The following is a 24,922-nucleotide window of genomic DNA, read 5'->3' on the forward strand; positions in this document are numbered from 1 at the left end:
GGCCCGGCAATGGACGAGCGGATGGCGCGCGCTGTGTTTTCGCTACAAATGATCGGCAATTTGAGCGAAAATCCGCCGCTTTGCTCTAGAGCCCAGAGGATCGATCGTGGAGTCGTTGAAACAGAAGATATGCAGTGAAGGGACCGTCCTCTCCGAGCAGGTGCTCAAGGTCGATGCCTTTCTGAACCACCAGATCGATCCCAAGCTGATGCAGGAGATCGGCCACGAGTTCGCCGAGCGCTTCAAGGGTCAGGGCATCACCAAGATCGTCACCATCGAGGCCTCGGGCATCGCACCGGCGGTGATGGCCGGCCTGGAACTGGGCGTACCGGTGATCTTCGCCCGCAAGTATCAGTCGCTGACCCTCAAGGACAATCTGTACATCTCCAAGGTGTTCTCCTTCACCAAGCAGACCGAGAGCACGCTGGCGATTTCCTCCAAGCACCTGAACGCCGACGACCATGTGCTGCTGGTCGACGACTTTCTCGCCAACGGCCACGCCGCCAAGGCGCTGATCGACCTGGTCGGCCAGGCCGGCGCCAGCATCGCCGGCATCGGCGTGGTGATCGAGAAGTCCTTCCAGAGCGGTCGCAGCACCCTGGACGCCCAGGGTTACCGGATCGAATCCCTGGCGCGCATCAAGTCCCTGGAAAACGGCAAGGTCACCTTCCTCGAGTAGCCTGCAGCCCGGCCAGTACCAGCCGCTGGTACAACTCCTCGCGCAACCCCTCGGGCCGCTCCAGGCCCATGCGTTGCAGGGCCGCCGGGAACGCCTCGGCAGGCGGTGCATCCAGCGCCGCCTTGCCCAGCTCCAGTACCTCGCTCAGGCGCAACTTGCCCTTCAGCCAGGTCAGCGCCCGCAACAATGCCTGCTCTTCTTCAGTGAAATCGCTGCCCAGCGGGTATTCGGCGAACACCGCCCGATGCCGTCTGGCAAGCTGTTCCAGGCGCTCGGGGGTGTTATCGGTATGACGCGTATCGAGGCGGAAACCCCTGGGCAGCTTGCCGGCGTCGATAGCCTGCTGCGCCAGCGCTTCCTGAAAGCGCGAATCGGCGACCGCGAGCAGCGCCTCGATCACCTGGGAATCGGTCTTGCCGCGCAGGTCGGCGATGCCGTATTCGGTGATCACCACATCACGCAGATGGCGGGGAATGGTCACGTGGCCATATTCCCAGACGATATTGGAGCTGACCTCGCCAGCCGATTCGCGCCAGCTGCGCAGCAGCAGGATCGAGCGGGCGCCCGGCAGCGCATGGCCCTGGGCGACGAAGTTGTACTGGCCGCCCACGCCGCTGAGCACCCGGCCGTCCTCCAGCTGGTCGGCCACGGCGGCACCGAGCAGGGTGACGGTGAACGCGCTGTTGATGAAGCGTGCCTCCACGCGCTGCAGGCGCTTGAGCTCCTCCTGCCCATACAGTTCGTTGATGAAACCGATGCCGGTCATACCGAAGCGACCGCGCTGCTCCGGCGTCATGGCGTTGAGGCGCCCGTAGAACGACTGCGGCCCGAGAAAGAAGCCGCCGTGTACCACCACGCCATGGGCGGCGGGTGTCAGGTAATCGCGCAAGGCCGCCTGGCTGAGCGGATCGGACAGATCGGTCGAGCATTGCTGGTCGGTGGGCAACAGCAGGTTCTCGCCCTGCATCTTGAGGTTGGCGTCGAGCAGCCCACCCTCCTGCATCCAGGCCAGCGCCGCGTCATCAAGGCGCACGGGCAGGCCGGCGTCGAGCAGCGCCTGTACGCTGCGCGGCTGGCCGCTGGCGTCCAGCGCACCGGCGCTGGCCAGGCGCTGCACTCGCACATCGGGGTAGACGACGCGGCGAATCACCCCGGCCTCGGCCAGATCCAGCAGGCCGTTGACGAACATTTCGCTGCAGCCGTACAGCCCGGTCCGAAAAGGCTCCAGGTCGCCCAACTGGGCGCTCAGCGGGTGCCCCGGGCCGCCCTGCAGCTCATCAAGCACGGCGCGATAGGCCGGGTTGTGGCGATGGCGCTGCAGCAGCGCGGCACTGACCCCGTCGCCCATGGCGCCGATACCGATCTGCAAGCTGCCGCCGTCGCGCACCAGGGTACTGGCGTACAGGCCGATGCAATGGTCCTGCACCGTGACCGGCATGTTCGGCGTGGAAAACAGCGTGGTGATTTCGGGTTCCTGCAGCTGGATATCGAAGACATCCCGGGACAGCTCGGCGTCGCCGGCCATGTACGGCAGCCCCTCGTGCACCTGGGCCACGCAGACAATGGTCTCGCCATGCGCACGCCGTTCCTGCAGCATCGGCAGCAGGTCGAGGGTGATGTCCGGGTTGCAACTGAGGCTGAAATGCTGGGGCCGCGCCGGGTCGACCGCGACCAGCTGGGCCACCACGTTGACGCCCTTGGCGTTCAGGTCGCGGGCGGCATGGCTGTAGTTGCTGCTGGTGTAGTCCTGCTGGGTCGGCGCGCTGTCGAGCAGGCTGCCGGGCTGCAGGAAGAACTGCTCGATGCGCACGTTGGGCGGCAGCCGATCGGCCTGCAGGTCGGCGAGAAAATCCAGTTCCAGGTAATCGCCGCAAACGCGTTCGACGAAGGGATCGAGAAATCGACGCTGCAATTCCTGATTGGCCCGCGGTCGCCCCAGGCACAACGCCGTGTAGATGGTCAGCTGCCGCTCGGGCATCTCGTGCAGCCGCGTATAGAGCGCGTTGACCCAGCGATTGGGCTTGCCCAGACCAAGGGGTAGACCGAGATGAATCGGCCCGTCGATGGCGTCCAGCACGTGGTCGACAGCTTGCTCGAGGGTACGGGATTGGGGCATGCGGTTCTCCAGGCCAACGGTCGGGATCGTCCCCGTTGGACTTCCCCGCTGCGCCTTTTGCTGCATGTCGTCATCATTCTGAAACGACAAAGCCGCCCCTGGGCGGCTCTGCGAGGGCGAACCCGCGGCTTACAGGCCGGACATCTTCTGGATGGCAGCGCGCAACTCGTCATCCGAGCAATCGCCACAGGTGCCCCTGGGCGGCATGGCATTGATGCCGTTGATGGCCGCCGCGAGGATGCCGTCCAGGCCGCCCTGGTGGTCGGCACGTTCCTTCCAGGCAGGCGTATCGTCGATCTTCGGCGCGCCCAGGAGCCCGCTGGTATGACAGGCCGTGCAGTGCCTGGCAATGATGTCATCGGCGCTACGCGCAGCCCCCGCGGCGGCCGTTGCCACGCTTTCGACACCCTGGCATTGCTGACCGGCGATACATACCTGCCCGACGGGTTTGATCCGCTCGGCTATCGCTTCGTCGGTATTCGCCTGGGCGGTCACGGCCCATAGCGCCAGGGCGATGGCCGGCGCTGCCAGCATGCTTCTAATTGGGTTCACTCATATGCCCTCATGGATGACTATCACGCTCGCGGCCACGGTTTCGCAAGCCGGCAAAGTATACCGACTGGTCCGGGTGGCGGGATGCGTGCCCCCATGACGCAGATCAACGACGGCGCAGATTGCCTGGCGCGTGCATTGGATCCGTACGAAAGTCTCGGAGCGAAGGTCAGGCGAGGCAAAAATCGGTGAGGCCGCGGAGTTTACGAGCTGTAAATGAGCAGGCCGAACCGATTTTTAACGAAGCATCACCGAGCGCAGGTACTTTTCGTACGGATCCTAGAAGTTGGCGGGCGTGGTGGCACTGATCAACCGCGCCGGCTGATCGAAGGGATTGCGAAAGCGGTGCGGCTTGCTGCTTTCGAAGTAGTAGCTGTCGCCGCTCTCGAGGATGAACACCTCGTCGCCGACGGTCAGCTCCAGGCGGCCTTCCACCAGCATGCCGGTCTCCTCGCCCTCGTGGGCGTACATCTCCAGGCCGGTATCGCTGTGCGGCGGGTAGGTTTCGTCGAGAAAGGAAATGGCCCGGCTGGGGTGCGCCTTGCCGATCAGCTTCATGGTGATCGCACCGCTGTGGATGTCGGTGAGCTCGCTGGCGCGGTAGACCACCTGCACCTGGTTGTCCTGCTCGGCTTCCAGGGAGAAGAATTCCACCAGCGACATGGGGATGCCGGCCAGCACCTTCTTCAGCGAACTGATCGACGGGCTTACGCTGTTCTTCTCGATCATCGAGATGGTGCTGTTGGTAACCCCCGCCCGCTTGGCGAGTTCGCGCTGGGAGAGCCCCTTTTGCTTGCGGATCGATTGCAGGCGAAGACCGACGTCCAATGCTGGATACCCCGAGTGAAGCCATGAAAAGAGGCCTTATCATGGCGACAGTGTTCAGTATTTACAACAGTCCGAACACTCAGGGTCGTATCCCGCTCAGAACCTGTTCATGATCTTTGTGAGCACGCACGGGCGGCTACAAGGCAGAAGCGGACATTGAGCTTCAAGCCGCAAGCCTCAAGCTGCAAGAAGAAGCTAGAGCACTGCGGACTGCTTCTAACTTGTAGCTTGTAGCTTGTAGCTTGTAGCTTGTAGCTTGTAGCTTGCAGCTTGCGGCCGCTTGCGCCACTTAGCTGCCAAACCGACGAAGCTTGGCTGAGCGATCATGAACTGCTTCTTAGGTTTCGCTGTAGATCAGTGGCACCCGCCGCACATTACAGAACAGCTGATAGGGAATGGTGCCGGCGGCCAGGGCGACGTCACTGGCCAGTACGCCGCGGCCCCAGAGCTCGACGCGGCTGCCCAGACCGGCCCCCGGCAGGTCGCCGAGGTCGACGGTGAGCATGTCCATGGACACCCGGCCGATGATCTGCGACGGCCGGCCGTCGATCAGCACCGGGGTGCCGGTCGGCGCATGGCGCGGGTAACCGTCGGCATAGCCCATGGCGACCACGCCCACCCGCGTCGCACGTTGGCTGACGAAGCGGGCGCCGTAGCCGACCGGCTCGCCGGCCGGCAGGTCACGCACGCTGATCACCCGTGACTCCAGGGTCATGACCGGCTGCAGGCGGGCGGCGACTTGCTGGGCCTGCTCGAACGGCGTGGCGCCGTAGAGCATGATGCCGGGTCGCGACCAGTCACTGGGGATGCCCGGCCAGCCCAGCAGGGCCGGCGAGTTGCGCAGGCTGATCTCGGCAGCCAGGCCTTCGCGGGCCTGCTGGAATACCGCCAGTTGTTCGGCACTGCGGCTGCAATCGAGCTCGTCAGCGCGGGAGAAGTGGCTCATCAGCACGATCTTCGCCACCTTGCCGCTGGCCAGCAGGCGCCGATAGGCCGCCTGGTAATCAGCCGGGTGGAAGCCGACGCGGTGCATGCCGCTGTCCAGCTTGAGCCAGACATTCAGCGGACGCTGCAGTGCTGCCTGTTCGATAGCTTCGAGCTGCCACTGAGCGTGTACCACTGTCCACAGGTCATGCTGCTCGATCAGTGCCAGTTCGCTGGCTTCGAAGAATCCTTCGAGCAGCAGGATCGGCCCGGTGATGCCCGCCGCGCGCAGTTGCAGCGCTTCCTCGATACAGGCCACCGCGAAACCGTCGGCATCAGCCTGCAGCGCCTGGGCGCAACGCACCGCGCCATGCCCATAGGCGTCGGCCTTGACCACCGCCAGCGCGCGGGCGCCAGCCAGTTCACGGGCCAGTTGGTAGTTGTGACGCAGGGCTTGCAGGTCGATCAGGGCACGGGCGGGACGCATGGTTATCTCGAAGAGCGGAAGATCACAGAGCAGGGTAGAAGCAGCCAGTGGCAAGTTTTTGTGGGAGCGGGCAGGGACGCCGAGTCCATGCGCGAAAGGTCGCGGGCATGGCCCGCTCCCACAGAAGAACGATGAAGTTCTGGACTCAAGGCAACGCAGCAATCACCGTCATTTCCACCAGCACATCCGGCGAATACAGCTTGGCTTCGACACAGGCGCGTGCCGGTGAGTGGCCGGCCGGCACCCAGGCGTCCCAGACCTGGTTCAGGCCGTCACGGTCATCGATGTCCTTGAGGAAGATGGTGATCGACAAGATGCGCGTCTTGTCGGTGCCCGCCTCGGCCAGGAAGGCATCGATGCTGTCCAGGGTCGCCTTGGTCTGCGCTTCGATACCGTCGCTGTGATTTTCATCCAGCTGGCCAGCCAGGTAGACGGTACCGTTGTGGATGACGATTTCACTCAGACGCGGCTCAGTTCGCAGGCGCTGTATGGACATGGTTGTTCAACTCCTTGGGGCTACCGTAACGGGAAATATCCAGGCCTTCGCTGCTGATCTGCGGGCGCTTCCTGGCGATCAGGTCGGCCAGCAGGCGACCGGAGCCGCAGGCCATGGTCCAGCCTAGGGTACCGTGTCCGGTGTTCAGAAACAGGTTTCGATAGGGTGTGGCGCCTACGATCGGCGTGCCATCCGGCGTGGCCGGGCGCAGGCCGGTCCAGAAATCCGCCTGGCTCAGGTCGCCGCCCTGGGGGTACAGATCGCCGACGATCATCTCCAGGGTTTCGCGACGGCGCGGGTTGAGGCTCAGGTCGAAACCGGCGATCTCGGCCATGCCGCCGACGCGGATACGCTGGTCGAAACGGGTGATGGCGACCTTGTAGGTCTCGTCGAGAATGGTCGAGGTCGGCGCCATGTCGGGGTTGGTGATCGGCACCGTCAGCGAGTAGCCCTTGAGCGGATACACCGGCGCACGAATGCCCAGCGGCTTGAGCAGTTGCGGGCTGTAGCTGCCAAGGGCGAGCACGTAGCGGTCGGCGGTTTCCAGCTTGCCGTCGATCCACACGCCGTTGATGCGATCACCGGCCACATCCAGGCGCTGGATGTTCTGCCCGAAGCGGAACTCCACGCCCAGCGCGGTGGCCATTTCGGCCAACTTGCGGGTGAACAGCTGGCAGTCGCCGGTCTGGTCGTTGGGCAGACGCAGGGCACCCGCGAGCTTGTCGGTGACGCCCGCCAGGGCGGGTTCGACCTTGGCGATGCCGGCGCGGTCGAGCAGCTCGTAGGGCACGCCGGACTGCTCGAGCACGGCAATGTCCTTGGCGGCGTTGTCCAGTTGCGCCTGGGTGCGGAACAGCTGGGTGGTGCCGAGCTGGCGGGCTTCGTAGCCGATGCCGGTTTCCGCGCGCAGCTCGTCGAGGCAGTCGCGGCTGTATTCGGACAGCCGCACCATGCGCTCCTTGTTCACCGCGTAACGGCTGGCGGTGCAGTTGCGCAGCATCTGCGCCATCCACAGATACTGGTCGATATCGCCGGTCAGCTTGATGGCCAGCGGCGCGTGCTTCTGCAGCAGCCACTTGATGGCCTTCAACGGGATGCCCGGTGCCGCCCAGGGCGAGGCGTAACCCGGCGACACCTGGCCGGCGTTGGCGAAGCTGGTTTCCATGGCCGGGCCGTTCTGACGATCCACCACGACCACTTCGAAACCCTGGCGGGCCAGGTAATACGCACTGGCCGTACCGATCACTCCGCTACCAAGCACCAGAACCCGCATGTTGATCTCCTCGCCGCGACGATGCACTGGCGTATTACGATTTGAGAAGTCGATGCGTACAGTATAGAAAGTCGATGGCAGTGCTTTTCACTGTATACAACCGTATATTCGAAGGGAATTCTGGCTTTCAAAGCCTTTACCGGAGGGTGCCGAGATGCGTACGCAACACCAGAGCCGTCGCGAGCTGGACAAGATCGATCGCAACATCCTGCGCATCCTCCAGGAGGATGGACGCATTTCCTTCACCGAGCTGGGCGAACGGGTTGGCCTGTCGACCACGCCCTGCACCGAGCGGGTTCGCCGCCTGGAGCGCGAAGGCATCATCATGGGCTACCACGCCCGCCTCAACCCGCAGAACCTCAAGGCCAGCCTGCTGGTGTTCGTGGAGATCAGCCTGGACTACAAGTCCGGCGACACCTTCGAGGACTTCCGCCGCGCCGTGCTCAAGCTGCCCCACGTGCTGGAGTGCCACCTGGTATCCGGCGACTTCGACTACCTGGTGAAGGCGCGCATCAACGAGATGGCCAGCTACCGCAAGCTGCTCGGCGACATCCTGCTCAAGCTGCCCCATGTGCGTGAGTCGAAGAGCTATATCGTGATGGAAGAGGTGAAGGAGAGCCTGGCGCTGCCGGTGCCGGAGTGAAGCGGCTGCAAGCTGCAAGCTGATCATGATGATCGTTCCCATGCTCAGCGTGGGAACGCCGAGGCTGGCGCTCTGCGTCAGCGCAACGCGGAGCGTCCGGGATCAGGTGCTTAAACCAGCAGCTGCCGGGTGGTGGCGATCAACTGGTGTACCTGACGCTCCACATGCGCCTCGATCGGCTGCTCGGGCCCGCGGCCATGGGGGCACGGCAAATTCGACGTGGTACCGAACAGTCGGCAGATCAACGGGCGCTGGTCATACACCTGACACCCCTGGGGCCCGAGATGCACGCAGTTGTACGCGGCCAGGGCGGCGTCCTGCTCGGCGCGGGTCTTGCGTGGCAGGCGCGACATTTCCTCCGAGGACGCGGTGACCGGGCCGCAGCAATCGTGACAGCCGGGCACGCAGTCGAAGCGCGGAATCTGGCGGCGCAGCAGGTCGATCTTGCGGCTGGTGCAACTCATGGTCAGGGCTCTGGAACGGCAGGCGAGCATGGTACAGGCGGGCCCGGGCAGCGCAAAGCGCGGCCTGCCAAGATGATCGCCGGTTGGCTCGCAGCGGAATCCGCGCTTATGCTTCGTCACTTTTTAGCCACACCGAAATCAGGATTTCGCCCATGACCGCCCGTGCCCAACCGCCGGTTCACAGCACCGAGCATGCGCCCTCCTACTACGCCGCCAGCGTCAACCGGGCCCTCGACTTCCCAGCCTTGCAAGGTGAGCAGCGCGCCGATGTGTGCATCGTCGGCGGTGGCTTCTCGGGCCTGAACACAGCCATCGAACTGGCCCAGAAAGGCCTTTCGGTGGTGCTGCTCGAAGCCCATCGCATCGGCTGGGGCGCCAGCGGGCGCAATGGCGGGCAGCTGATTCGCGGCGTCGGCCATGGCGTCGAGCAGTTCGAATCGGTGATCGGCAAGGACGGTGTACGCGAGTTGAAGCTGATGGGTCTGGAGGCGGTGGAGCTCGTGCGGCGACGGGTCGCCCAGTTCGACATCGCCTGCGACCTGACCTGGGGCTACTGCGACCTGGCCAACAAGCCGCGGGACCTGGCCGGCTTCGCCGAGGACGCCGCCGAGCTGCAGAGCCTCGGCTATCGCCACGAGCTGCGCCTGCTGCAACCGGAACAGATGCACGAGGTGGTCGGCTCGAACCGCTATGTCGGCGGCATGATCGACATGGGCTCGGGCCACTTGCACCCACTCAATCTCGCGCTGGGCGAGGCCACTGCTGCGCAGAGCCTGGGCGTGCGCCTGTTCGAGCACTCGCCGGTCACGGGAATCGACTACGGCAGCGAGATCCGCGTGCACACCGCCCAGGGCGTGGTGCGCGCCGGGCAGCTGGTGCTGGCCTGCAATGCCTATATCCGCGACCTGCACCCGACCCTGGGCGGCAAGGTACTGCCGGCGGGCAGCTACATCATTGCCACCGAGCCACTGGGCGAGGAACAGGCCAACACCCTGATCCCGCAGAACATGGCGCTATGCGACCAGCGGGTGGCGGTCGACTACTATCGCCTGTCCGCCGACCGCCGCCTGTTGTTCGGCGGCGCCTGCCGCTACTCCGGCACCGATCCATCCGATATCGCCGCCTACATGCGCCCGAAGATGCTCGCGGTATTCCCGCAGCTGCAGCACGTGCGCATCGACTATCAATGGGGCGGGATGATCGGCATCGGCGCCAACCGCCTGCCGCAGCTCGGCCAGCTCAAGGACCAGCCCAACGTCTTCTACGCCCAGGCCTATGCCGGCCACGGCGTGAATGCCACGCACCTGGCCGGCAAACTGCTCGCCGAGGCCATCGCCGGGCAGGCCGGCGGCGGCTTCGAGCTGTTCGCCAGGGTGCCGCATATGACCTTCCCCGGCGGCCGCCATCTGCGCTCGCCGCTTCTGGCGCTGGGCATGCTCTGGCATCGTCTCAAGGAACTGCTCTGATCGCCCCAGTAGCCCCGCGTCAGAGCTTCCAGAACGGCAGCGTGGCTTCGCGCCGTGCCTGTTCGCGGCTCAAGCCGATGTCCTGCAGCTGAGCGTGACTGAGCTTGAGCAACGCGCGCCGGGTGGTCAGGCGACGGATAAAGCACAGCCAGCGGTGCGTCATCGCCGAACGCGCCGGTGCTGCGGCCAGTCGCCGCCCGTTACCGCCTTCCAACTCACTGCCTGTCAAGGTCAATCGCACATCGCTCAGCCCGTTCATGTCGCTCTCCTGCGCATTGGGGTCATGGGAGATCATGATGGCGGGCGGCGGAAAAGCATGACAGATGCAAAGAAAAGGAATTAAATCCATACAGATCAACCCCAAGCTGAACTGAATGGTCCCATCTAGGCCAATCTGTATGGTTCAACTGACTCCCTTTCCTACAGGCATGCGCACATGACCCTCTACACCAACCTGGCCGACCTGCTCGGCGAACGCATCGAGCAGGGCCTGTACCGGCCGGGCGACCGGCTACCCTCGGTACGCGCCCTGAGCCAGGAACATGGGGTCAGCCTGAGCACCGTGCAGCAGGCCTACCGCCACCTGGAGGACCGTGGCCTGGCGCTGCCGAAACCGAAATCCGGCTACTTCGTGCCGCAAGGCCGCGACAAGCCGGCGCTGCCCAAGATCAGCCGGGCGCCACAGCGCCCCGTGGACGTGTCGCAGTGGGACCAGGTGCTGGAACAGATCGCCCCCTCGCCACGCAACGATTTCGTGCAACTGGGCCGTGGCCGCCCGGATATCGACAGCCCGACGCTCAGGCCGCTGCTGCGCGCACTGTCACGGCTGAGCCGCAAGCAGGACCTGCACACCCTCACCTACGGCAGCATCTACGGCGACCTGCGCCTGCGCGAGCAGGTCGCCCGCCTGACCCTGGACTCCGGTTGCCAGCTGAGCTACGAGGACATCGTCATCACCACCGGCTGCCACGAGGCGCTGTCGGCCGCGATCCGGGCGATCTGCGTGCCGGGCGATATCGTCGCCGTCGACTCGCCGAGCTTTCACGGCGTGATGCAGGCGCTCAAGGGCTTCGGCATGAAAGCCCTGGAGCTGCCCACCGATCCGCTCACCGGCATCAGCCTCGAGGCGCTGGAGCTGGCTCTGGAACAGTGGCCGATCAAGGCCATCCAGCTCACCCCCAACTGCAACAACCCGCTGGGCTACATCATGCCCGAGGCCAACAAGCGCGCCCTGCTGGCCCTGGCCCAGCGTCACGACGTGGCGATCATCGAGGACGACGTGTACGGCGAGCTGGCCTTTCACTACCCACGCCCGCGCACCATCAAGTCCTACGATGACGACGGCCGGGTGCTGCTCTGCAGCTCGTTTTCCAAGACCCTGGCGCCGGGCTTTCGCGTCGGCTGGATCGCCCCGGGCCGCTACCTCGACCAGGTGCTGCACATGAAGTACATGGGCACTGGCGCCACCGCGCAGCTGCCGCAGCTGGCGCTGGCCGAGTACATCGAAGGCGGTCACTACGAACCGCACCTGCGCCGCATGCGCGGTCAGTACGCCCGCAACCTGGAGCAGATGAGCGACTGGGTCAGCCGCTACTTTCCGCCCTCGGTGCGGGTCAGCCGCCCCCAGGGCAGCTTCATGCTGTGGGTGGAAATGCCCGAGGGCTTCGACAGCCAGCGCCTGAACCGCGAATTGGCCGCGCACAAGATCCAGGTCGCGCCGGGCAGCATCTTTTCCGCCGCCGGCAAGTACCGCAATTGCCTGCGCATGAACTACGCCTCGCGTCCCAACCCGAGCATCGAAGCGGCGGTACGCAAGGTGGGGGAAACCGTAGCGGCCATGCTGGCCGAGTCGCCACCGCCGAGAGACTGAATCTTTCCCAGCGCAGCGGCGTCCTATCAGCACATCCGCACAGCCGATTGGAGGCTGCAACCTTGCCCTTGCGCGTGCTCTTTATCGCCCTGCTGATTCTCGGCGGCTGTACCAACCAGATACCCATCGTGCCCAGCCAGGCGTTGCCCGCCGTTGATTCCTCGTTCGGCGCAGGCCTCCAAGCGCGCGCCGCCGAACATGGGGGCCACTCCGGCTTTCGCCTGCTGCCGGCCAGCAACGAAGCCTTCGCCGCCCGCGCCGAGCTGATTCGTGCGGCGCAGCACAGCCTCGATCTGCAGTACTACATCGTGCACGACGGCTTGAGCACCCGCGCGCTGGTCAAGGAGCTGCTGCAGGCCGCCGACCGCGGCGTGCGCATCCGCATCCTGCTCGACGACACCACCAGCGACGGCGAGGACTACAGGATTGCCCTGCTGGCCGCCCACCCGAACATCCAGATCCGTGTCTTCAACCCACTGCATCTGGGCCGCCTGACCGGCGTCACCCGGGTGATCGGCCGCGGCCTGAACCTCTCCCAGCAGCACCGGCGCATGCACAACAAGCTGTGGCTGGCCGACAGCGCGGCGGCCATCGTCGGCGGGCGCAACCTGGGCGACGAGTATTTCGACGCCGAACCGAACATGAACTTCACCGACATCGACATGCTGTCCGTCGGCCCGGTGGCCAAGGATCTGGCAGAAAGCTTCGATCAGTACTGGAACAGCCGGCTGAGCAAACCCATCGAGGCATTCGTTTGGCGCCAGCCCTCGCAAAAGGATCTGGACAAGGCGCGCAGGGGCCTGCGCGACTACCTGGACACCGCCCGCGTCGAGCAGCCGGAGCTCTACGAACGCCTGCTCGCCTACCAGCAGGAGCCGAAGCTGCAGGTCTGGCTCGACGAGCTGATCTGGGCGCCGGGCACCGCATTGTGGGATGCACCGAGCAAGGTGCTGGCCAGGGGCGAACCGGATCCGCAGCTGCTGCTCACCACCCAGCTGGCGCCGCATCTGCAGGGCGCCAAAAGCGACCTGGTGATGGTATCCGCCTACTTCGTGCCCGCCCCTGCTGGCCTGCAGTACCTGATCGGCCTGGCCGACAACGGCGTGGACATCCGCCTGCTCACCAATGCCCTGGAAGCCACTGACGTGCCCGCCGTGCATGGCGGCTACGCACCCTATCGCCAGGAAATGCTCGAGCATGGCATGCGCCTGTACGAGCTGCGCAGTCAGCCGGGGGCGGATTCGCCGCCGGCCTACAGCTTCAGCGGCAGCTCCAACTCCAGCCTGCACAGCAAGGCCATCGTCATCGACAGGCAGAAATCCTTCGTCGGCTCCTTCAACGTCGACCCGCGCTCGGTGCTGTGGAACACCGAGGTCGGCGTGCTGGTCGACAGCCCCAGGCTCGCCGCCTACCTGCGCGAGCTGGCACTGCAGGGCATGAAGCCCTCAGTGAGTTACCAAGTGCGCCTGCAGCACGACACCAACGGTACGACGCGGATGGTCTGGATCGGCGAGGACGACGGCCAGGAATTCGTCCTCAGCGAAGAGCCCGGCAGCCGCTGGCGGCGCTTCAACGCCTGGTTCGCCCGGGCCATTGGCCTGGAGAAAATGCTATAGCCTGATGTCCTCGTCGAAGGCATGGGGCCGCCAGGCCAGCCAGATGAAGGCCGCCGCACCGGCCGCCATCAACATCGGCAGCGCATGCCCGCTGACCCACTGGCTGACCGCGCCGGTGGCCAGCGGCCCGATCAGGCAGCCGATGCCCCACAGCTGCGCCACGTGGGCATTGGCGCGCACCAGCTGATCATCACGAAAACGCTCGCCAATCAGGATCAGCGACAGGGTGAACAGGCCGCCCGCGCTGGCACCGAACAGTACCAACACCGGCCAGATCAGCGGCGTGTGCAACAGCAGCGGAATGCCCAGGCTGGAGAACAGCAGCACTACGCCACAGCCACGAAACAGCGTGACCCGCGAGATGCGATCGGCCAGCAGGCCGATGGGCAATTGCAGTGCGGCATCGCCGACCACCACCACGCTGGCCATGAACAGCGCCACTTCCTGGGTGAAGCCCTGGCGCAGGCCATAGATCGGCAGCAGGGTGAGCATCATTGCCTCGAAGGCGGCGAACAGCATCACCGCCCAGGCGATTGCCGGCATGCGCTGACAGAACACCAGCAGGCCGCGCCCGGAGGTACTATGAGCATCGACCACCGGCGCGCCGGTGCGGCCGATCAACAGCAGCGAGCCGCCAACCAACAACGACACGCCAGACCAGAACCCCAGGTCGGTATCGGTGCCCAGCACGCTGAGCAGCAGCGGCCCGCACAGCTGGCTCAGGGCGTAGCCGGTGCCGTACAGCGCCACCAGGCGGCCGCGCCACTTCTCCACGGCCAACTGGTTGATCCAGCTTTCACCAAGGATGAACACCACGGTCAGGGTCACGCCAAGGAGCAGGCGCAACACGATCCAGATGGCGTAGCTCTGCAGCAGCGCCAGGCCGGTGACCGACAACGCGCCGGCCAGCAGGCACAGCTGCATCAGCCGCGGCGTGGGGCAGCGCGAGGCCAGCCGGCCGGCCAGCGAGGCGCCCAGCAGCACGCCAATGGCCGGCGTGGCCGCCATGATACCGATAGCGAACGAGCCGTAGCCCCAGCTCTCCAGGCGCAACGACACCAGCGGCATGGTCACGCCCATGGCCAGGCCGATGCTGATCACCGCCAGGCAGACAGCGAAGTAGGTTCCCCAACGCATCAAGGATCTCGAAAAGAGGCTGCAAGCTGCAAGCCTGTATGGTGCTCGCCTCATCGCTGCGGTCAAGCGTCAGCTCTGGCGCTTTTACTTGAGGCTTACGGCTTGCAGCTTACCGCTGCTGTTCAGAGCTTGATCCAGGTGGCTTTCAGTTCGGTGTACTTGTCGAAGGCGTGCAGCGACTTGTCACGGCCGTTGCCCGACTGCTTGAAGCCCCCGAACGGCGCGGTCATGTCGCCGCCGTCGTACTGGTTGACCCACACGCTGCCGGCGCGCAGCGCGCGAGCGGTGAGGTGCGCCTTGGAGATGTCTGCCGTCCACACCGCCGCGGCCAGGCCATATACAGTGTCGTTGGCGATCTGCACGGCCTGCTCGGCGCTGTCGAAGCCGATTACCGAGAGCACCGGCCCGAAGATTTCCTCGCGGGCGATGGTCATGGCATTGGTCACGCCGTCGAAGATGGTCGGCTCGACGTAGGTGCCGCCGCTCTCCTCCAGGGTGCGCTTGCCGCCGACCAGCAGCTTGGCGCCGTCCTTGTGGCCGGCCTCGATATAGCGCAGCACGGTGTCCATCTGCTGGCTGTCGACCAGGGCGCCGACGTTGGTGTTCGGGTCCAGCGGGTTGCCGGCCTTCCAGCCTTTGAGGGCCTCGACCACCATGGGCAGGAAGCGCTCCTTGATGGAATTTTCCACCAGCAGGCGCGAGCCGGCGGTGCACACTTCGCCCTGGTTGAAGGCGATGGCGCTGGCGGCGGACTCGGCAGCGGCCTTGAGGTCCGGCGCATCGGCGAAGACGATGTTGGGGCTCTTGCCGCCCGCCTCCAGCCACACGCGCTTCATGTTCGATTCGCCAGCGTAGATCATCAGTTGCTTGGCGATCCGGGTCGAACCGGTGAACACGATGGTGTCGACATCCATGTGCAGGGCCAGGGCCTTGCCGACGGTGTGGCCGTAACCGGGCAGCACGTTGAACACGCCAGCCGGAATACCGGCTTCGACGGCCAGGGCGGCCACCCGAATGGCGGTCAGCGGCGATTTCTCGGAGGGTTTGAGGATCACCGAGTTGCCGGTGGCCAGGGCCGGCCCGAGCTTCCAGCTGGACATCAGCAGCGGGAAGTTCCAGGGCACGATGGCTGCTACCACGCCGACCGGCTCGCGGGTCACCAGGCCGAGCTGGTCATGGGGCGTCGGGGCGACTTCGTCGTAGACCTTGTCGATGGCCTCGGCGCTCCAGCGAATGGCGTTGGCCGCGGCCGGAATGTCGATGCCCAGGGAATCGCTGATCGGCTTGCCCATGTCGAGGGTTTCCAGCAGCGCCAGCTCCTCGGCGTTGGCCATCAGCAGCTCGGCGAAGCGGATCATCTTGGCCTTGCGCTTGGCCGGGGCGATACGCGACCACACCCCGGAATCGAAGGCGGCACGGGCCGACTTCACCGCCAGCTCGGCGTCCGCCAGGTCGCAGCTGGCGACCTGGCCGAGTACTCGACCGTCGACCGGGCTGATGCATTCGAAGGTCTCACCGCTCTGGGCAGCCTGGTATTCGCCCTGCACGAAGGCGCGGGTCTCGATTTTCAGATCCTTGGCACGCTGCTCCCAATCGGTACGGGTCAAACCGGTCATCTGATCATCCTCTCTGGTCGGTAAAGGGCATGGGCGCCCGCGGTGGGCCGCTATAGGACACCTCTGAAAACTACCTGCGTTGCCATCGCGGCGTTAAAAACAGGCTAAATGCTCATTACAGCACGTAAAGTCGAGCGCGACCCTGGTCGCTTTTTGCCTGTTATTGCCTTGCGCTAGCTGCCTCGCCTAGGTTTTTCGAGGGGCCCTACCGGCCGAAAGCTGCGAACCACACTAAACCAGCGCTCGCAGAATTTTCAATATTCTTGACAGTTTCTGGCTAAACGCCCTTGCTCTGTTCATTTTCTTAAACATAGACTCGAACAAATCGTTACGCCGCGCCGTCCCTGGCCTGCAGTGGCCATGGGAAGATCGACCTATGTTCACCTTGACCAGGGAAGCGAATATGAATATCCAGCAGATCGTCGATTTCGCGCAAAGCACCGGCAGCACCGAAAGCTACCGCCCCGCTGCCGAAAAGATCCTCAAGGGCGACCCGCAGCAGCAGGTGCGCAACCATTACGCCAGCCCCTGCGGGCAATTCAACGCCGGCATTTGGGAGGGCGAGGTCGGCCAATGGACGGTCAGCTACACCGAGCACGAGTACTGCGAAATCCTCCAGGGCGTTTCGGTACTGCGTGATAACGACGGCAATGCCAAGACCGTGCGCGCCGGTGACCGCTTCGTGATCCCGGCCGGTTTCACCGGCACCTGGGAAGTGCTGGAGCCGTGCCGCAAGGTCTACGTGATCTTCGAGCAGGCCTGAACGAGCGCGGTATGCCCGAAGCCGGCCCTGCATGACCGGCTTCCGGCAATTCGTCAGCTGGCGACCTGCTCGGCCGGCGAGACGATGTGGCTCTTGCCCCGTGAGCGACCGGAGCTCAGGTAGTCGGCGATGGATTCCTGGGTGACCTCGCCAAGGAAGTCGTTATCCGCGCTGAGCACCGGCAACCACGAGCGGTTGAACTCGTACATGCGCGACAGCAGGATGCGCAGGTGTTCGTCGTGGGCGGCGGTGGCGTTGAACGGCTGCACGAAGGGCTGCACCGAGCCGCCCTGGCCACGCATGTCGCGGCGGCGGACATAGCCCAGGGCCTTCTTGCCGGCATCGGTGACCACCAGGTGGCGGCGGTCATGCTCTTCCATCAACTCCACGGCATCGGCGATGCTGGTCTCGGCCAGTACCGAGGGTGCATCGTCGGCGGCGTCTTCGGCGCGGATCAGCAGCAGGCGCTTGAGGGTGCTGTCCTGGCCGACGAAGCCGCTGACGAAGTCGTCGGCCGGGTGCGCCAGCAGGGTGTCCGGGTGGTCGAACTGGAGCAGCGTGCCGTCCTTGAAGATGGCGATCTTGTCGCCCAGCTTGATGGCCTCGTCGATGTCGTGGCTGACCATGATCACGGTCTTGTTCAGCGCGCGCTGCATCTGGAAGAACTCGTTCTGGATCGCATCACGGTTGACCGGGTCGACCGCACCGAAGGGCTCGTCCATCAGCAGCACCGGAGCGTCGGCCGCCAGGGCGCGGATCACGCCGATGCGCTGCTGCTGGCCGCCGGACAGTTCGCGCGGGTAACGCGACAGGTACTGCTTGGGCTCCAGCTGCACCATGCTCATCAGCTCCACGGCGCGCTCGTGGCAGCGCTTCTTGTCCCAGCCGAGCAGCTTGGGTACCACGGTGATGTTTTCCTCGATGGTCATGTTGGGGAACAGACCGATCTGCTGGATCACGTAGCCGATGTTGCGGCGCAGGGTCACTTCGTCGATGCCGGTGGTGTCTTCGCCGTTGATCAGCACGCGCCCGGAGGTCGGCGCGATCAGCCGGTTGATCATCTTCAGCGTGGTGCTCTTGCCGCAGCCGGACGGGCCGAGGAACACGCAGATCTGCCCCTCGTCGACGGTCAGGCTGACTTCGTTGACGGCCACCACGTCCTTGCCTTTCTGCTGGAATTTCTTGGTCAGTTTGTCGAGTTGAATCATGTTCGAGTCCTCAGTGGGCGGCTTTCAGGCCACGGGGCGTGAGCGTTTTCTGCAGCCACTGCAAAAAAAGGTCGGCGACGATGGCGAGCAGGCTCACCAGCACCGCACCAACGAAAAGGGTCGCCATGTCGCTGCGGCTGATGGCGGTGAGAATCAGCACGCCGAGGCCGCCAGCGCCAATGGTGGCGGCGATGGTCATCACGCCGATGTTCATCACCACGGCGGTGCGCACCCCGGCCAGGATCACCGGCACGGCGATCGGCAGGTCGACCATGCGCAGGCGCTGCCAGAAACTCATGCCGATGCCCTTGCCCGCCTCGCGGATGCCCGGCTCGACGCTGGTCAGCGCCAGGTAGGTGTTGCGCAGGATCGGCAGCAGTGAATAAAGGAACACCGCGGTTACCGCCGGCAACGGGCCCAGGCCCTGGCCGAACTGCGAGTAGAACGGCAGCAACAGGCCGAACAGGGCGATGGCCGGCAGGGTCAGCACCACGGTGGCCAGGCCCTGCAGCGGCCCGGCGAGCCAGGGGAAGCGGGTCATCAGGATGCCCAGCGGCACGCCGATGAGAATCGCCAGGCCCACGGCGATGCCGACCAGGGCGATATGCTCGACGGTCAGGCTGAGCACCTGGCTCCAGTCGATATGCTGGAAAGCGGTCATGAAATCCATGTCAGTAGCCCTCCCCGATCAGTTTTTCCTGACGCAGGAAGTCGGCCGCCACCGCCGCGGGTGTTTCGCGGTCCACATCGACACGGGCGTTGAGGCGACGCATGGTGGCATCGTCCAGGCGCTCGGCGAGCGGCTTGAGCAGCGCTTCGAGGTCCGGATGCTGCTTGAGGTAGTCGGCGTTGACCACCGGCGCGGCGGTGTAGTCCGGGAAGTACTTGCGGTCGTCCTCGAGCAGGCGCAGGCCGAAGGAATCCAGGCGGCCATCGGTGGTGTACACCAGGCCGACGAACACCTGGCCGTTGCGCAGTGCGGTGTAGACCAGGCCCGGGTCCATCTGGCGGATCTCGTTGCGGGTGAAGCTCAGGCCGTATTCCTTGACCAACCCTTCCAGGCCATCGGAGCGGTTGGCGAACTCGATGTCCAGGGCCAGCAGGCGGTTGCCCTTGCCCGGCGTTTTCAGGGCCTGGGCAAGGTCGCTGATGGTGTGGATATCCGGATTCTCTTCGGCGACCTGTTCCGGCAGCGCCAGGGCATAGGTGTTGTTGAAACGCGAGGGCGTCAGCCAGATTGCGCCACTCCTGGCGTCCAGCTCCTTGACCCGTTGGTAGGCGGCCTCCTTGTCGAGGCGCTCGGTGACCTTGTTGTAGGCCACCAGCGAGGTGCCGGTGTACTCCCACGTAATATCCAGCTGGCCGCTCTTCATCGCATTCCAGGCGATGGTGCTGCCCAGGTTGCCGACGATGCGCGCCTGGTAGCCGTGGGGGCGCAGGTACTGGGCCGTGAGTTCGGAGAGGATCACCTGCTCGGTGAACACCTTGGCACCGATACGAATTTGCGCGGCCTGGCTGGTGGCAGCCAGTAACAGACCGAGGCAAGCAACGAAAAACTTCATCATGGTTTCCTTCAACGGTCCACCCCACGCTCGAAGCAGAAACGGCTGGTGGCAGCCACCAGGCCGTCGAGCAGCAGCGCCAGCAGGGCCGTGGCGGCGGCGCCAAGTATCAGCAGGGGCTGGTTTTCCAGGGCGATGGCTGGGAAGATCAGGCTGCCGAGGCTGTTGGCGCCGATCAGGAACACCAGGGGCGCGGTACCGACGTTCAGCGCCAGTGCCACGCGAATGCCACCGACGATGATCGGCACCGCGTTGGGCAGCTCGACCTTCCACAACGCCTGGCGCGGCGTCATGCCGATGCCGGTGGCGGCCTCCTTCAACGAACCCGGCACGTTGCGCAGGCCTTCGTAGGTATTGCGCACGATGGGCAGCAGCGAGGCCAGGAACAGGGCGAGGATTGCCGGGCCGTTGCCGATGCCGACCACCGACAGGGCGATGGCCAGCACCGCCAATGGCGGCACGGTGTTGCCGACGTTGAACACCTGCATGAAGCGTTCGGCGCTATGCTCGCGGCCGGGCCGGCTGAGCAGGATGCCCGCCGGGATGCCGACCGCCAGGGCCGCCAGCATCGACACGAACACCAGATACAGGTGCGCCTGCAGGTAGTAGATGAGGTCTTCGCGGTGCTGCGCGAGCACCGCCGGGGTGATCCAGTGGACCAGCAAGGCCAGCACCGCGATCAGCGCAACAGCGCCCAGCAGCACCTTGCCGAAGCTTTTCAGCATATGTCGACTCCAGTTGACGACCGCCGTTGGCGGGTCGAGCTGGCCGGATACATTGCGCATCGGCCGTCCAATGCCGGAGGGCTGGAGCATCCTGCAACGATGCCCCTCATGCCAGGACGCATGCGCCCTGCAGCCTTCCGACCCATGGTTACTCGACCCTGCGGCGCCGCTTCGGTTCCGCCTTTCTGCCATCGTTCTGCCATGGGCCGCCGCGCCCATGCCGCCACACATCCGGTTACAAGCCAGGTATCATCGGGGCTCCAGGGTGTTCGCCGGGATGGCGGACATCAGCCGTCAAAGGAGACCCCGTGCTCGACCTCGTTGCCGCCTTCATCGCTCTCACCACCCTGCTCACCTACGTCAACTACCGCTTCATCCGCCTGCCACCGACCATCGGCGTGATGGCCACCGCGCTGATCTTCTCGCTGATCGCCCAGGGCCTGAGCCAGCTGGGTTATCCACTGATCGAGATCGAGGCGCAGGAAATCATCCGCCGCATCGACTTCTCCGACATCCTGATGACCTGGTTCCTGCCGGCCCTGCTGTTCGCCGGCGCGCTGCACGTGGACCTGAGTGATCTGCGCAGCTACAAGTGGCCCATCGGCCTGCTGGCCACCGTCGGCGTGCTGATCGCCACCAGCGTGATCGGCACCCTGGCGTTCTACATCTTCGCCCTGTTCGGCTGGCACGTGGACTTCATCTACTGCCTGCTGTTCGGCGCGCTGATCTCGCCCACCGACCCGATCGCGGTGATGGGCATCCTCAAGTCGTCCGGCGCGCCCAAGCCCCTGGCCACCACCATCGTTGGCGAGTCGCTGTTCAACGACGGCACTGCAGTGGTGGTGTTCACCATTCTGCTTGGCATCCTGCAGCTGGGCAGCACGCCGGATGCCGGCACCATCGGCCTGTTGTTCCTTCACGAGGCGGTAGGCGGCGTGCTGGTCGGCGCGGCCCTGGGCTATGGCGTGCTGCTGATGCTGCGCAGCATCGACCAGTATCAGGTGGAGGTGATGCTGACCCTGGCGCTGGTGTTCGGCGGTGCGGCACTGGCAGCGCGCCTGCACGTCTCGGGACCTATCGCCATGGTGGTGGCCGGCCTGATCATCGGTAACCTGGGCCGCAAGCACGCCATGTCCGACGAGTCGCGCCGCTACGTGGACGGATTCTGGGAACTGATCGACGAGATTCTCAACGCCCTGCTGTTCGCCCTGATCGGCCTGGAGCTGCTGCTCCTGCCCTTCTCATGGCTGCATATCATCGCCGCCTTCGTGCTCGGCGGCGCGGTGCTGGTGGCGCGCCTGCTGACGGTGGCCCCGGCGGTACTGGTGATGCGCCGCCGCGCCGGCGGGCGCCGTCAGGTGTCCCACGGGGCGACCCGCATCCTCACCTGGGGCGGGCTGCGTGGCGGCGTGTCGGTGGCGCTGGCACTGTCACTGCCGCTGGGCGAGGAGCGCGATCTGCTGCTGAGCCTGATCTACATCGTCGTGCTCACCTCGATCCTGCTGCAGGGGCTGTCCATCGGCCCGCTGGTCAGCCGGCTGTACCGCGGCCGGCCACAGGCTGCCGTCGAGGCTGACCACTGAAGCCACGGCGCCCCGACCTACAGGCGGGATTCGAGCACCAGCAGGTTGTTCTCGACCCGCCAGCCGATGCGATTGAGAAAGCTCATGCCCAGCAGCGCCTCGGTGGGCGAGGCGCCTTCGAGCACCACCGCCTCGACGCCCAGCACCTGCAGCGAGCCGACGCTGACCTTGTCGAGGTTCACCCGCCAGCCCCGCGCCGTACCACTGGCGGTGCTGACCTGAATCGGCTGGCCGCCGGTGCGGTAGTCGATACCCAGGCGGCGGGCATGATTTTCATTGAGGGCCACCGAAGTGGCGCCGGTATCGACCAGGAATTGCTGGGCGCGGCCATTGATCGCGCCTTCGGCCCAGTAGTGCCCACCATTGCTGCGGGCGATGCTGAGGGTCTGTTTCTGCGGGGCGGCGAAACCTTCAGTATTGTACTCACGGCTCAGCCCGTAGCTGCGCTCCACGCCGTCGACGCGCAGCACCGCGCTGCGGCTATCGACGCTGACCACCTGCACGCCACCGGGGCCGGTCTGGCCGACGCGCACCAGCTTGCGCTGGCCGTCGACCGACAGCACCGCCGCGCCGGGAAACAGCCCGACCACCTGAACCGGCGGCGCGGCCAGCAGCAGCGGTGCCGCCAACCAGCCTGCCATGACCATCATCACTCGACGCATCCGTGCCTCTCCCAGCTATTCGAAGGGGTAATGCTGGCCCCAGCGCTCGAAGACTTCTCGCAGCTTGTCCTGCTCGACGAGCTCGGCCATGCGCTGGTCATATAGCTTGGCCAGCGCGCGACCGCGCGGGGTGTCGGAAAAACCGATGTACAGGGGCAGGCGCAGCAGGTCGGTCACCCGGTACTTGCCGGGGTCGGTGGCACCGGCGAGCGTCTGCTCGACCTCGGGGCGGGCATCGATGTAGTAATCGGCATGGCCCTGGTCGAGCATCGACAGGATGCCGCTGCGCCGCTGCAGCTCGTTGAAGTGGGTGACCCCGGGGATATAGCGCTGGTACTCGTAGCCGCGCATCCACACCAGGCGCGAGCGGCGCAGCTCGGCCTGATCCGGCTCGGGCTTGGCCGCCAGGCTCAGGGCGCTGATCAGATCCGAATCGTAATGCCAGCTCGGGTACACCACGCCGCCGCTGACCTCGTTCTGGTAGGAGGCCACCCAGGCGTCGGCCTCACCCCGTTTCACCAGGCCGATGGAGCGGGTGTAGGGGACGATCTGCATTTCCAGCTTGACGCCGGCGGGCTCGAAGACCAACCGCAGGATATCCCAGGACATGCCGGTGCCATCCGGATTGATACGTTCGACCCAGACGTCGCTGGCCATGCGGATGGCGGACGGCACCTCACTGCCCGCCTGGGCGCAGACGCCGATCGACAACAACAGAGCCAGCCACAGCGCACGCACCATCATGGCTCCTGATCAGACGAAACCGAGGCTGGCCGCCAGGCCATTGGCCCAGCCCCAGACAAGCAGCTGCATGGCCAGCCAGGCGAACACCCCGGCCAGCACGTCGTCGAGCATGATGCCGAAGCCTCCGTGCACATGGCGATCGATCCAGCGAATCGGCCACGGCTTGAGAATGTCGAAGAAGCGGAACATCAGAAAGCCCACCAGCACCCAGCCCCAGCCTTCGGGCACCAGCCACAGGGTGATCCACATGCCGACCATCTCGTCCCAGACGATGCCTTCGTGGTCGTGCACGCGCAGGTCGTCGGCCACCTTGCCGCACAGCCACACGCCGAACACCATGGTCACACCCAGCAGCAGCCAGTAGCCCCAGTCCGGCAGCATCTGCCACAGCGGGATGAACGGCACGGCGGCTAGCGAACCCCAAGTGCCCGGCGCCTTGGCGATGGTGCCGGTGCCAAAGCCGAAGGCCAGAAAATGCCACGGGTTGCGCCACACGGAAGGTGGCACGAACTCGGCGGGGACTTGCTTGGGATGATCAGTCACGGTGCGTTCCGAAATGTTGGTAGCCACTGTACCGTGGCTCGATGGCGTGGCCGCTGGCGTCCAGCAGGTGCACGCCCTGTCCGGCCTCGACCCGACCGATCACCTGTACAGGCTGGCCCATGGCACGCAGCACGTCCAGTTTTTCGGCAGGCAGGGTAAAGGCAAGCACGTAGTCATCGCCACCCCCAAGGGCCAATTGACGTGCGGCATCGTCGTTATCCGTGCAGGCCAGCAAGGCGGCCGACAGGGGCAGGCGCTGCTGCTCGATCAGCAACGCCACCTGTGAGGCCAGGGCGATATGCCCGCAGTCGGCGAGCAGGCCGTCGGAGATGTCCAGCGCCGCCGTGGCGACGCCACGCAGGGCCTGGCCAAGCTGCAACTGCGGCAGCGGCGACCAGTAATGGGCCAGCAACGCGGCGCTTTCCGGCTGCTCGGCCCGCTCGCCGAGCACGAACGGCAGCGCGCCGGCGCCATTGCCCAACTCGCCGCCGACGCACAGCAGGTCGCCCGGCCGCGCGCCGGCGCGGGTCAGCGCCTGGCCAGCCGGTACGCGGCCGAATACGGTAAGGGTCAGGCTCAGCGGCCCGCGGGTGGTGTCGCCGCCCACCAGCCGCACGCCGCACTGGCGCGCCATGTGCTCCAGCCCGGCGGTGAGATCGGCCAGCCAGTCGGGGGCAACCTCGGGCAGAGTCAGCGCCAGGGTGAACGCCAGGGGCGTGGCGCCCATGGCCGCCAGGTCACTGACCGAAACGCCCAGGGCGCGCTGGCCGAGCAAGCGGCCTGGCGCATCGGCCGGGAAATGCACGCCGGCGACCAGCGTGTCGGTGGACACCGCCAGTTGCTCACCGGGGGGTACCTGCAGCAGGGCGCAGTCGTCGCCGATTCCCAGCACCACACCATCGGCCGCCTGCGCGCAGGCGGCAGCGGCGAAGTAGTGACGAATAAGCTCGAACTCGCCCAAGGCA

25 protein-coding genes are annotated in these 24,922 nt (G+C 65.4%); 7 read left to right on the forward strand and 18 right to left on the reverse strand.

Annotation, left to right across the window (positions count from 1 at the left end):
- The first annotated feature begins 106 nt into the window (after positions 1-106).
- Positions 107-679, forward strand: a complete 573-nt coding sequence (locus tag SA190iCDA_RS22040) for a xanthine phosphoribosyltransferase (RefSeq protein ID WP_070887175.1) — start codon at positions 107-109, stop codon at positions 677-679.
- Here the strand turns inward: SA190iCDA_RS22040 and SA190iCDA_RS22045 are convergent.
- The 6 genes from SA190iCDA_RS22045 to dadA all read right to left on the reverse strand — a co-directional run bounded on the left by SA190iCDA_RS22045 (position 663) and on the right by dadA (position 7,355).
- A complete protein-coding gene (locus SA190iCDA_RS22045; protein ID WP_070887174.1) occupies positions 663-2,795 on the reverse strand; it encodes an acetyl-CoA hydrolase/transferase C-terminal domain-containing protein in 2,133 nt (710 codons plus the stop codon). The genes SA190iCDA_RS22040 and SA190iCDA_RS22045 overlap by 17 nt on opposite strands.
- 129 nt (positions 2,796-2,924) lie before the next feature.
- The gene (locus SA190iCDA_RS22050) at positions 2,925-3,347 is read right to left on the reverse strand and encodes a c-type cytochrome (RefSeq protein ID WP_083329870.1); all 423 of its coding nucleotides are present in this window, start codon (positions 3,345-3,347) and stop codon (positions 2,925-2,927) included.
- Between the two features lie 279 nt (positions 3,348-3,626).
- Positions 3,627-4,175, reverse strand: a complete 549-nt coding sequence (locus tag SA190iCDA_RS22055; protein WP_070887172.1) for a cupin domain-containing protein — start codon at positions 4,173-4,175, stop codon at positions 3,627-3,629.
- 337 nt (positions 4,176-4,512) lie between these two features.
- The gene (gene alr / locus SA190iCDA_RS22060) at positions 4,513-5,586 is read right to left on the reverse strand and encodes an alanine racemase (RefSeq protein ID WP_070887171.1); all 1,074 of its coding nucleotides are present in this window, start codon (positions 5,584-5,586) and stop codon (positions 4,513-4,515) included.
- 145 nt (positions 5,587-5,731) lie between these two features.
- Positions 5,732-6,082, reverse strand: coding sequence for a RidA family protein (locus SA190iCDA_RS22065; protein ID WP_070887170.1), 351 nt, complete (start codon positions 6,080-6,082; stop codon positions 5,732-5,734).
- Positions 6,057-7,355 carry a D-amino acid dehydrogenase gene (dadA, locus tag SA190iCDA_RS22070; protein WP_070887169.1) on the reverse strand — a complete coding sequence of 433 codons (1,299 nt, stop codon included), beginning with the start codon at positions 7,353-7,355 and terminating at the stop codon, positions 6,057-6,059. Before dadA ends, SA190iCDA_RS22065 begins: the two co-directional genes overlap by 26 nt.
- A 154-nt stretch (positions 7,356-7,509) precedes the next feature.
- Here dadA and dadR point away from each other — a divergent pair, with 154 nt between their 5' ends.
- Entirely contained in the window at positions 7,510-7,998 is a 489-nt protein-coding gene (gene dadR, locus SA190iCDA_RS22075) for a transcriptional regulator DadR (protein WP_013789818.1), read from the forward strand.
- Positions 7,999-8,108: 110 nt separating this feature from the next.
- Here dadR and SA190iCDA_RS22080 read toward each other — a convergent pair whose 3' ends face one another.
- Positions 8,109-8,462 carry a YkgJ family cysteine cluster protein gene (locus SA190iCDA_RS22080; protein ID WP_070887168.1) on the reverse strand — a complete coding sequence of 118 codons (354 nt, stop codon included), beginning with the start codon at positions 8,460-8,462 and terminating at the stop codon, positions 8,109-8,111.
- A 152-nt stretch (positions 8,463-8,614) separates the two neighbouring features.
- Between SA190iCDA_RS22080 and SA190iCDA_RS22085 the strand changes: the two genes are divergently transcribed.
- Entirely contained in the window at positions 8,615-9,928 is a 1,314-nt protein-coding gene (locus SA190iCDA_RS22085; RefSeq protein WP_070887167.1) for an NAD(P)/FAD-dependent oxidoreductase, read from the forward strand.
- 19 nt (positions 9,929-9,947) lie between these two features.
- Here SA190iCDA_RS22085 and SA190iCDA_RS22090 read toward each other — a convergent pair whose 3' ends face one another.
- The gene (locus tag SA190iCDA_RS22090; protein ID WP_070887166.1) at positions 9,948-10,187 is read right to left on the reverse strand and encodes a DUF1127 domain-containing protein; all 240 of its coding nucleotides are present in this window, start codon (positions 10,185-10,187) and stop codon (positions 9,948-9,950) included.
- A gap of 177 nt (positions 10,188-10,364) precedes the next feature.
- Between SA190iCDA_RS22090 and SA190iCDA_RS22095 the strand changes: the two genes are divergently transcribed.
- Both SA190iCDA_RS22095 and SA190iCDA_RS22100 read left to right on the forward strand, forming a co-directional pair.
- Positions 10,365-11,798 carry a PLP-dependent aminotransferase family protein gene (locus SA190iCDA_RS22095; RefSeq protein WP_070887165.1) on the forward strand — a complete coding sequence of 478 codons (1,434 nt, stop codon included), beginning with the start codon at positions 10,365-10,367 and terminating at the stop codon, positions 11,796-11,798.
- Positions 11,799-11,860: 62 nt separating this feature from the next.
- On the forward strand, positions 11,861-13,414 hold the full coding sequence (locus SA190iCDA_RS22100) for a phospholipase D family protein (protein ID WP_070887164.1): 1,554 nt from the start codon (positions 11,861-11,863) through the stop codon (positions 13,412-13,414).
- Here SA190iCDA_RS22100 and SA190iCDA_RS22105 read toward each other — a convergent pair.
- Positions 13,409-14,551 (reverse strand): MFS transporter, encoded by a 1,143-nt coding sequence (locus SA190iCDA_RS22105; protein WP_070887163.1) that lies wholly within the window; start codon positions 14,549-14,551, stop codon positions 13,409-13,411. The genes SA190iCDA_RS22100 and SA190iCDA_RS22105 overlap by 6 nt on opposite strands.
- 122 nt (positions 14,552-14,673) lie before the next feature.
- The gene (locus SA190iCDA_RS22110) at positions 14,674-16,167 is read right to left on the reverse strand and encodes an aldehyde dehydrogenase (protein ID WP_070887162.1); all 1,494 of its coding nucleotides are present in this window, start codon (positions 16,165-16,167) and stop codon (positions 14,674-14,676) included.
- Positions 16,168-16,570: 403 nt separating this feature from the next.
- Between SA190iCDA_RS22110 and SA190iCDA_RS22115 the strand changes: the two genes are divergently transcribed.
- Positions 16,571-16,930, forward strand: coding sequence for a cupin domain-containing protein (locus SA190iCDA_RS22115; RefSeq protein WP_070887161.1), 360 nt, complete (start codon positions 16,571-16,573; stop codon positions 16,928-16,930).
- A gap of 53 nt (positions 16,931-16,983) precedes the next feature.
- Here SA190iCDA_RS22115 and SA190iCDA_RS22120 read toward each other — a convergent pair whose 3' ends face one another.
- The 4 genes from SA190iCDA_RS22120 to SA190iCDA_RS22135 are packed head-to-tail and all read right to left on the reverse strand — an operon-like array spanning position 16,984 to position 20,425.
- Entirely contained in the window at positions 16,984-18,138 is a 1,155-nt protein-coding gene (locus SA190iCDA_RS22120; RefSeq protein ID WP_070887160.1) for an ABC transporter ATP-binding protein, read from the reverse strand.
- A gap of 10 nt (positions 18,139-18,148) precedes the next feature.
- The gene (locus tag SA190iCDA_RS22125; protein ID WP_070887159.1) at positions 18,149-18,808 is read right to left on the reverse strand and encodes an ABC transporter permease; all 660 of its coding nucleotides are present in this window, start codon (positions 18,806-18,808) and stop codon (positions 18,149-18,151) included.
- 1 nt (position 18,809) lies between these two features.
- Entirely contained in the window at positions 18,810-19,700 is an 891-nt protein-coding gene (locus tag SA190iCDA_RS22130; protein ID WP_070887158.1) for a glycine betaine ABC transporter substrate-binding protein, read from the reverse strand.
- An 11-nt stretch (positions 19,701-19,711) separates the two neighbouring features.
- Positions 19,712-20,425, reverse strand: coding sequence for an ABC transporter permease (locus SA190iCDA_RS22135; protein WP_070887157.1), 714 nt, complete (start codon positions 20,423-20,425; stop codon positions 19,712-19,714).
- Positions 20,426-20,733: 308 nt separating this feature from the next.
- Between SA190iCDA_RS22135 and SA190iCDA_RS22140 the strand changes: the two genes are divergently transcribed.
- Entirely contained in the window at positions 20,734-22,008 is a 1,275-nt protein-coding gene (locus tag SA190iCDA_RS22140; RefSeq protein WP_070887156.1) for a cation:proton antiporter, read from the forward strand.
- Between the two features lie 17 nt (positions 22,009-22,025).
- On the opposite strand, the gene SA190iCDA_RS22145 is transcribed toward SA190iCDA_RS22140, so the two are convergent.
- Genes SA190iCDA_RS22145 through thiL form a run of 4 tightly spaced genes read right to left on the reverse strand, consistent with a single transcriptional unit; the run spans position 22,026 to position 24,918 of the window.
- Positions 22,026-22,670, reverse strand: coding sequence for a retropepsin-like aspartic protease family protein (locus SA190iCDA_RS22145; RefSeq protein ID WP_070887155.1), 645 nt, complete (start codon positions 22,668-22,670; stop codon positions 22,026-22,028).
- Positions 22,671-22,685: 15 nt separating this feature from the next.
- Positions 22,686-23,414, reverse strand: coding sequence for a substrate-binding periplasmic protein (locus tag SA190iCDA_RS22150; protein WP_070887154.1), 729 nt, complete (start codon positions 23,412-23,414; stop codon positions 22,686-22,688).
- Between the two features lie 9 nt (positions 23,415-23,423).
- Positions 23,424-23,957, reverse strand: coding sequence for a phosphatidylglycerophosphatase A (locus SA190iCDA_RS22155; protein ID WP_070887153.1), 534 nt, complete (start codon positions 23,955-23,957; stop codon positions 23,424-23,426).
- A complete protein-coding gene (thiL, locus tag SA190iCDA_RS22160) occupies positions 23,950-24,918 on the reverse strand; it encodes a thiamine-phosphate kinase (protein WP_070887152.1) in 969 nt (322 codons plus the stop codon). Before thiL ends, SA190iCDA_RS22155 begins: the two co-directional genes overlap by 8 nt.
- Between the last annotated feature and the right edge of the window lie 4 nt (positions 24,919-24,922).

This window comes from Pseudomonas argentinensis (assembly GCF_001839655.2).
GTDB classification, from domain to species: domain Bacteria; phylum Pseudomonadota; class Gammaproteobacteria; order Pseudomonadales; family Pseudomonadaceae; genus Aquipseudomonas; species Aquipseudomonas argentinensis_B.

Coding starts and splice junctions, on each gene's coding strand:
- SA190iCDA_RS22045 (WP_070887174.1), bottom strand. CDS start 2,795: ATGCCCCAATCCCGTACCCTCGAGCAAGCTGTCGACCACGTGCTGGAC.
- alr (WP_070887171.1), bottom strand. CDS start 5,586: ATGCGTCCCGCCCGTGCCCTGATCGACCTGCAAGCCCTGCGTCACAAC.
- SA190iCDA_RS22065 (WP_070887170.1), bottom strand. CDS start 6,082: ATGTCCATACAGCGCCTGCGAACTGAGCCGCGTCTGAGTGAAATCGTC.
- dadA (WP_070887169.1), bottom strand. CDS start 7,355: ATGCGGGTTCTGGTGCTTGGTAGCGGAGTGATCGGTACGGCCAGTGCG.
- dadR (WP_013789818.1), top strand. CDS start 7,510: ATGCGTACGCAACACCAGAGCCGTCGCGAGCTGGACAAGATCGATCGC.
- SA190iCDA_RS22080 (WP_070887168.1), bottom strand. CDS start 8,462: ATGAGTTGCACCAGCCGCAAGATCGACCTGCTGCGCCGCCAGATTCCG.
- SA190iCDA_RS22085 (WP_070887167.1), top strand. CDS start 8,615: ATGACCGCCCGTGCCCAACCGCCGGTTCACAGCACCGAGCATGCGCCC.
- SA190iCDA_RS22090 (WP_070887166.1), bottom strand. CDS start 10,187: ATGAACGGGCTGAGCGATGTGCGATTGACCTTGACAGGCAGTGAGTTG.
- SA190iCDA_RS22095 (WP_070887165.1), top strand. CDS start 10,365: ATGACCCTCTACACCAACCTGGCCGACCTGCTCGGCGAACGCATCGAG.
- SA190iCDA_RS22105 (WP_070887163.1), bottom strand. CDS start 14,551: ATGCGTTGGGGAACCTACTTCGCTGTCTGCCTGGCGGTGATCAGCATC.
- SA190iCDA_RS22110 (WP_070887162.1), bottom strand. CDS start 16,167: ATGACCGGTTTGACCCGTACCGATTGGGAGCAGCGTGCCAAGGATCTG.
- SA190iCDA_RS22115 (WP_070887161.1), top strand. CDS start 16,571: ATGAATATCCAGCAGATCGTCGATTTCGCGCAAAGCACCGGCAGCACC.
- SA190iCDA_RS22120 (WP_070887160.1), bottom strand. CDS start 18,138: ATGATTCAACTCGACAAACTGACCAAGAAATTCCAGCAGAAAGGCAAG.
- SA190iCDA_RS22125 (WP_070887159.1), bottom strand. CDS start 18,808: ATGGATTTCATGACCGCTTTCCAGCATATCGACTGGAGCCAGGTGCTC.
- SA190iCDA_RS22130 (WP_070887158.1), bottom strand. CDS start 19,700: ATGAAGTTTTTCGTTGCTTGCCTCGGTCTGTTACTGGCTGCCACCAGC.
- SA190iCDA_RS22135 (WP_070887157.1), bottom strand. CDS start 20,425: ATGCTGAAAAGCTTCGGCAAGGTGCTGCTGGGCGCTGTTGCGCTGATC.
- SA190iCDA_RS22145 (WP_070887155.1), bottom strand. CDS start 22,670: ATGCGTCGAGTGATGATGGTCATGGCAGGCTGGTTGGCGGCACCGCTG.
- SA190iCDA_RS22150 (WP_070887154.1), bottom strand. CDS start 23,414: ATGATGGTGCGTGCGCTGTGGCTGGCTCTGTTGTTGTCGATCGGCGTC.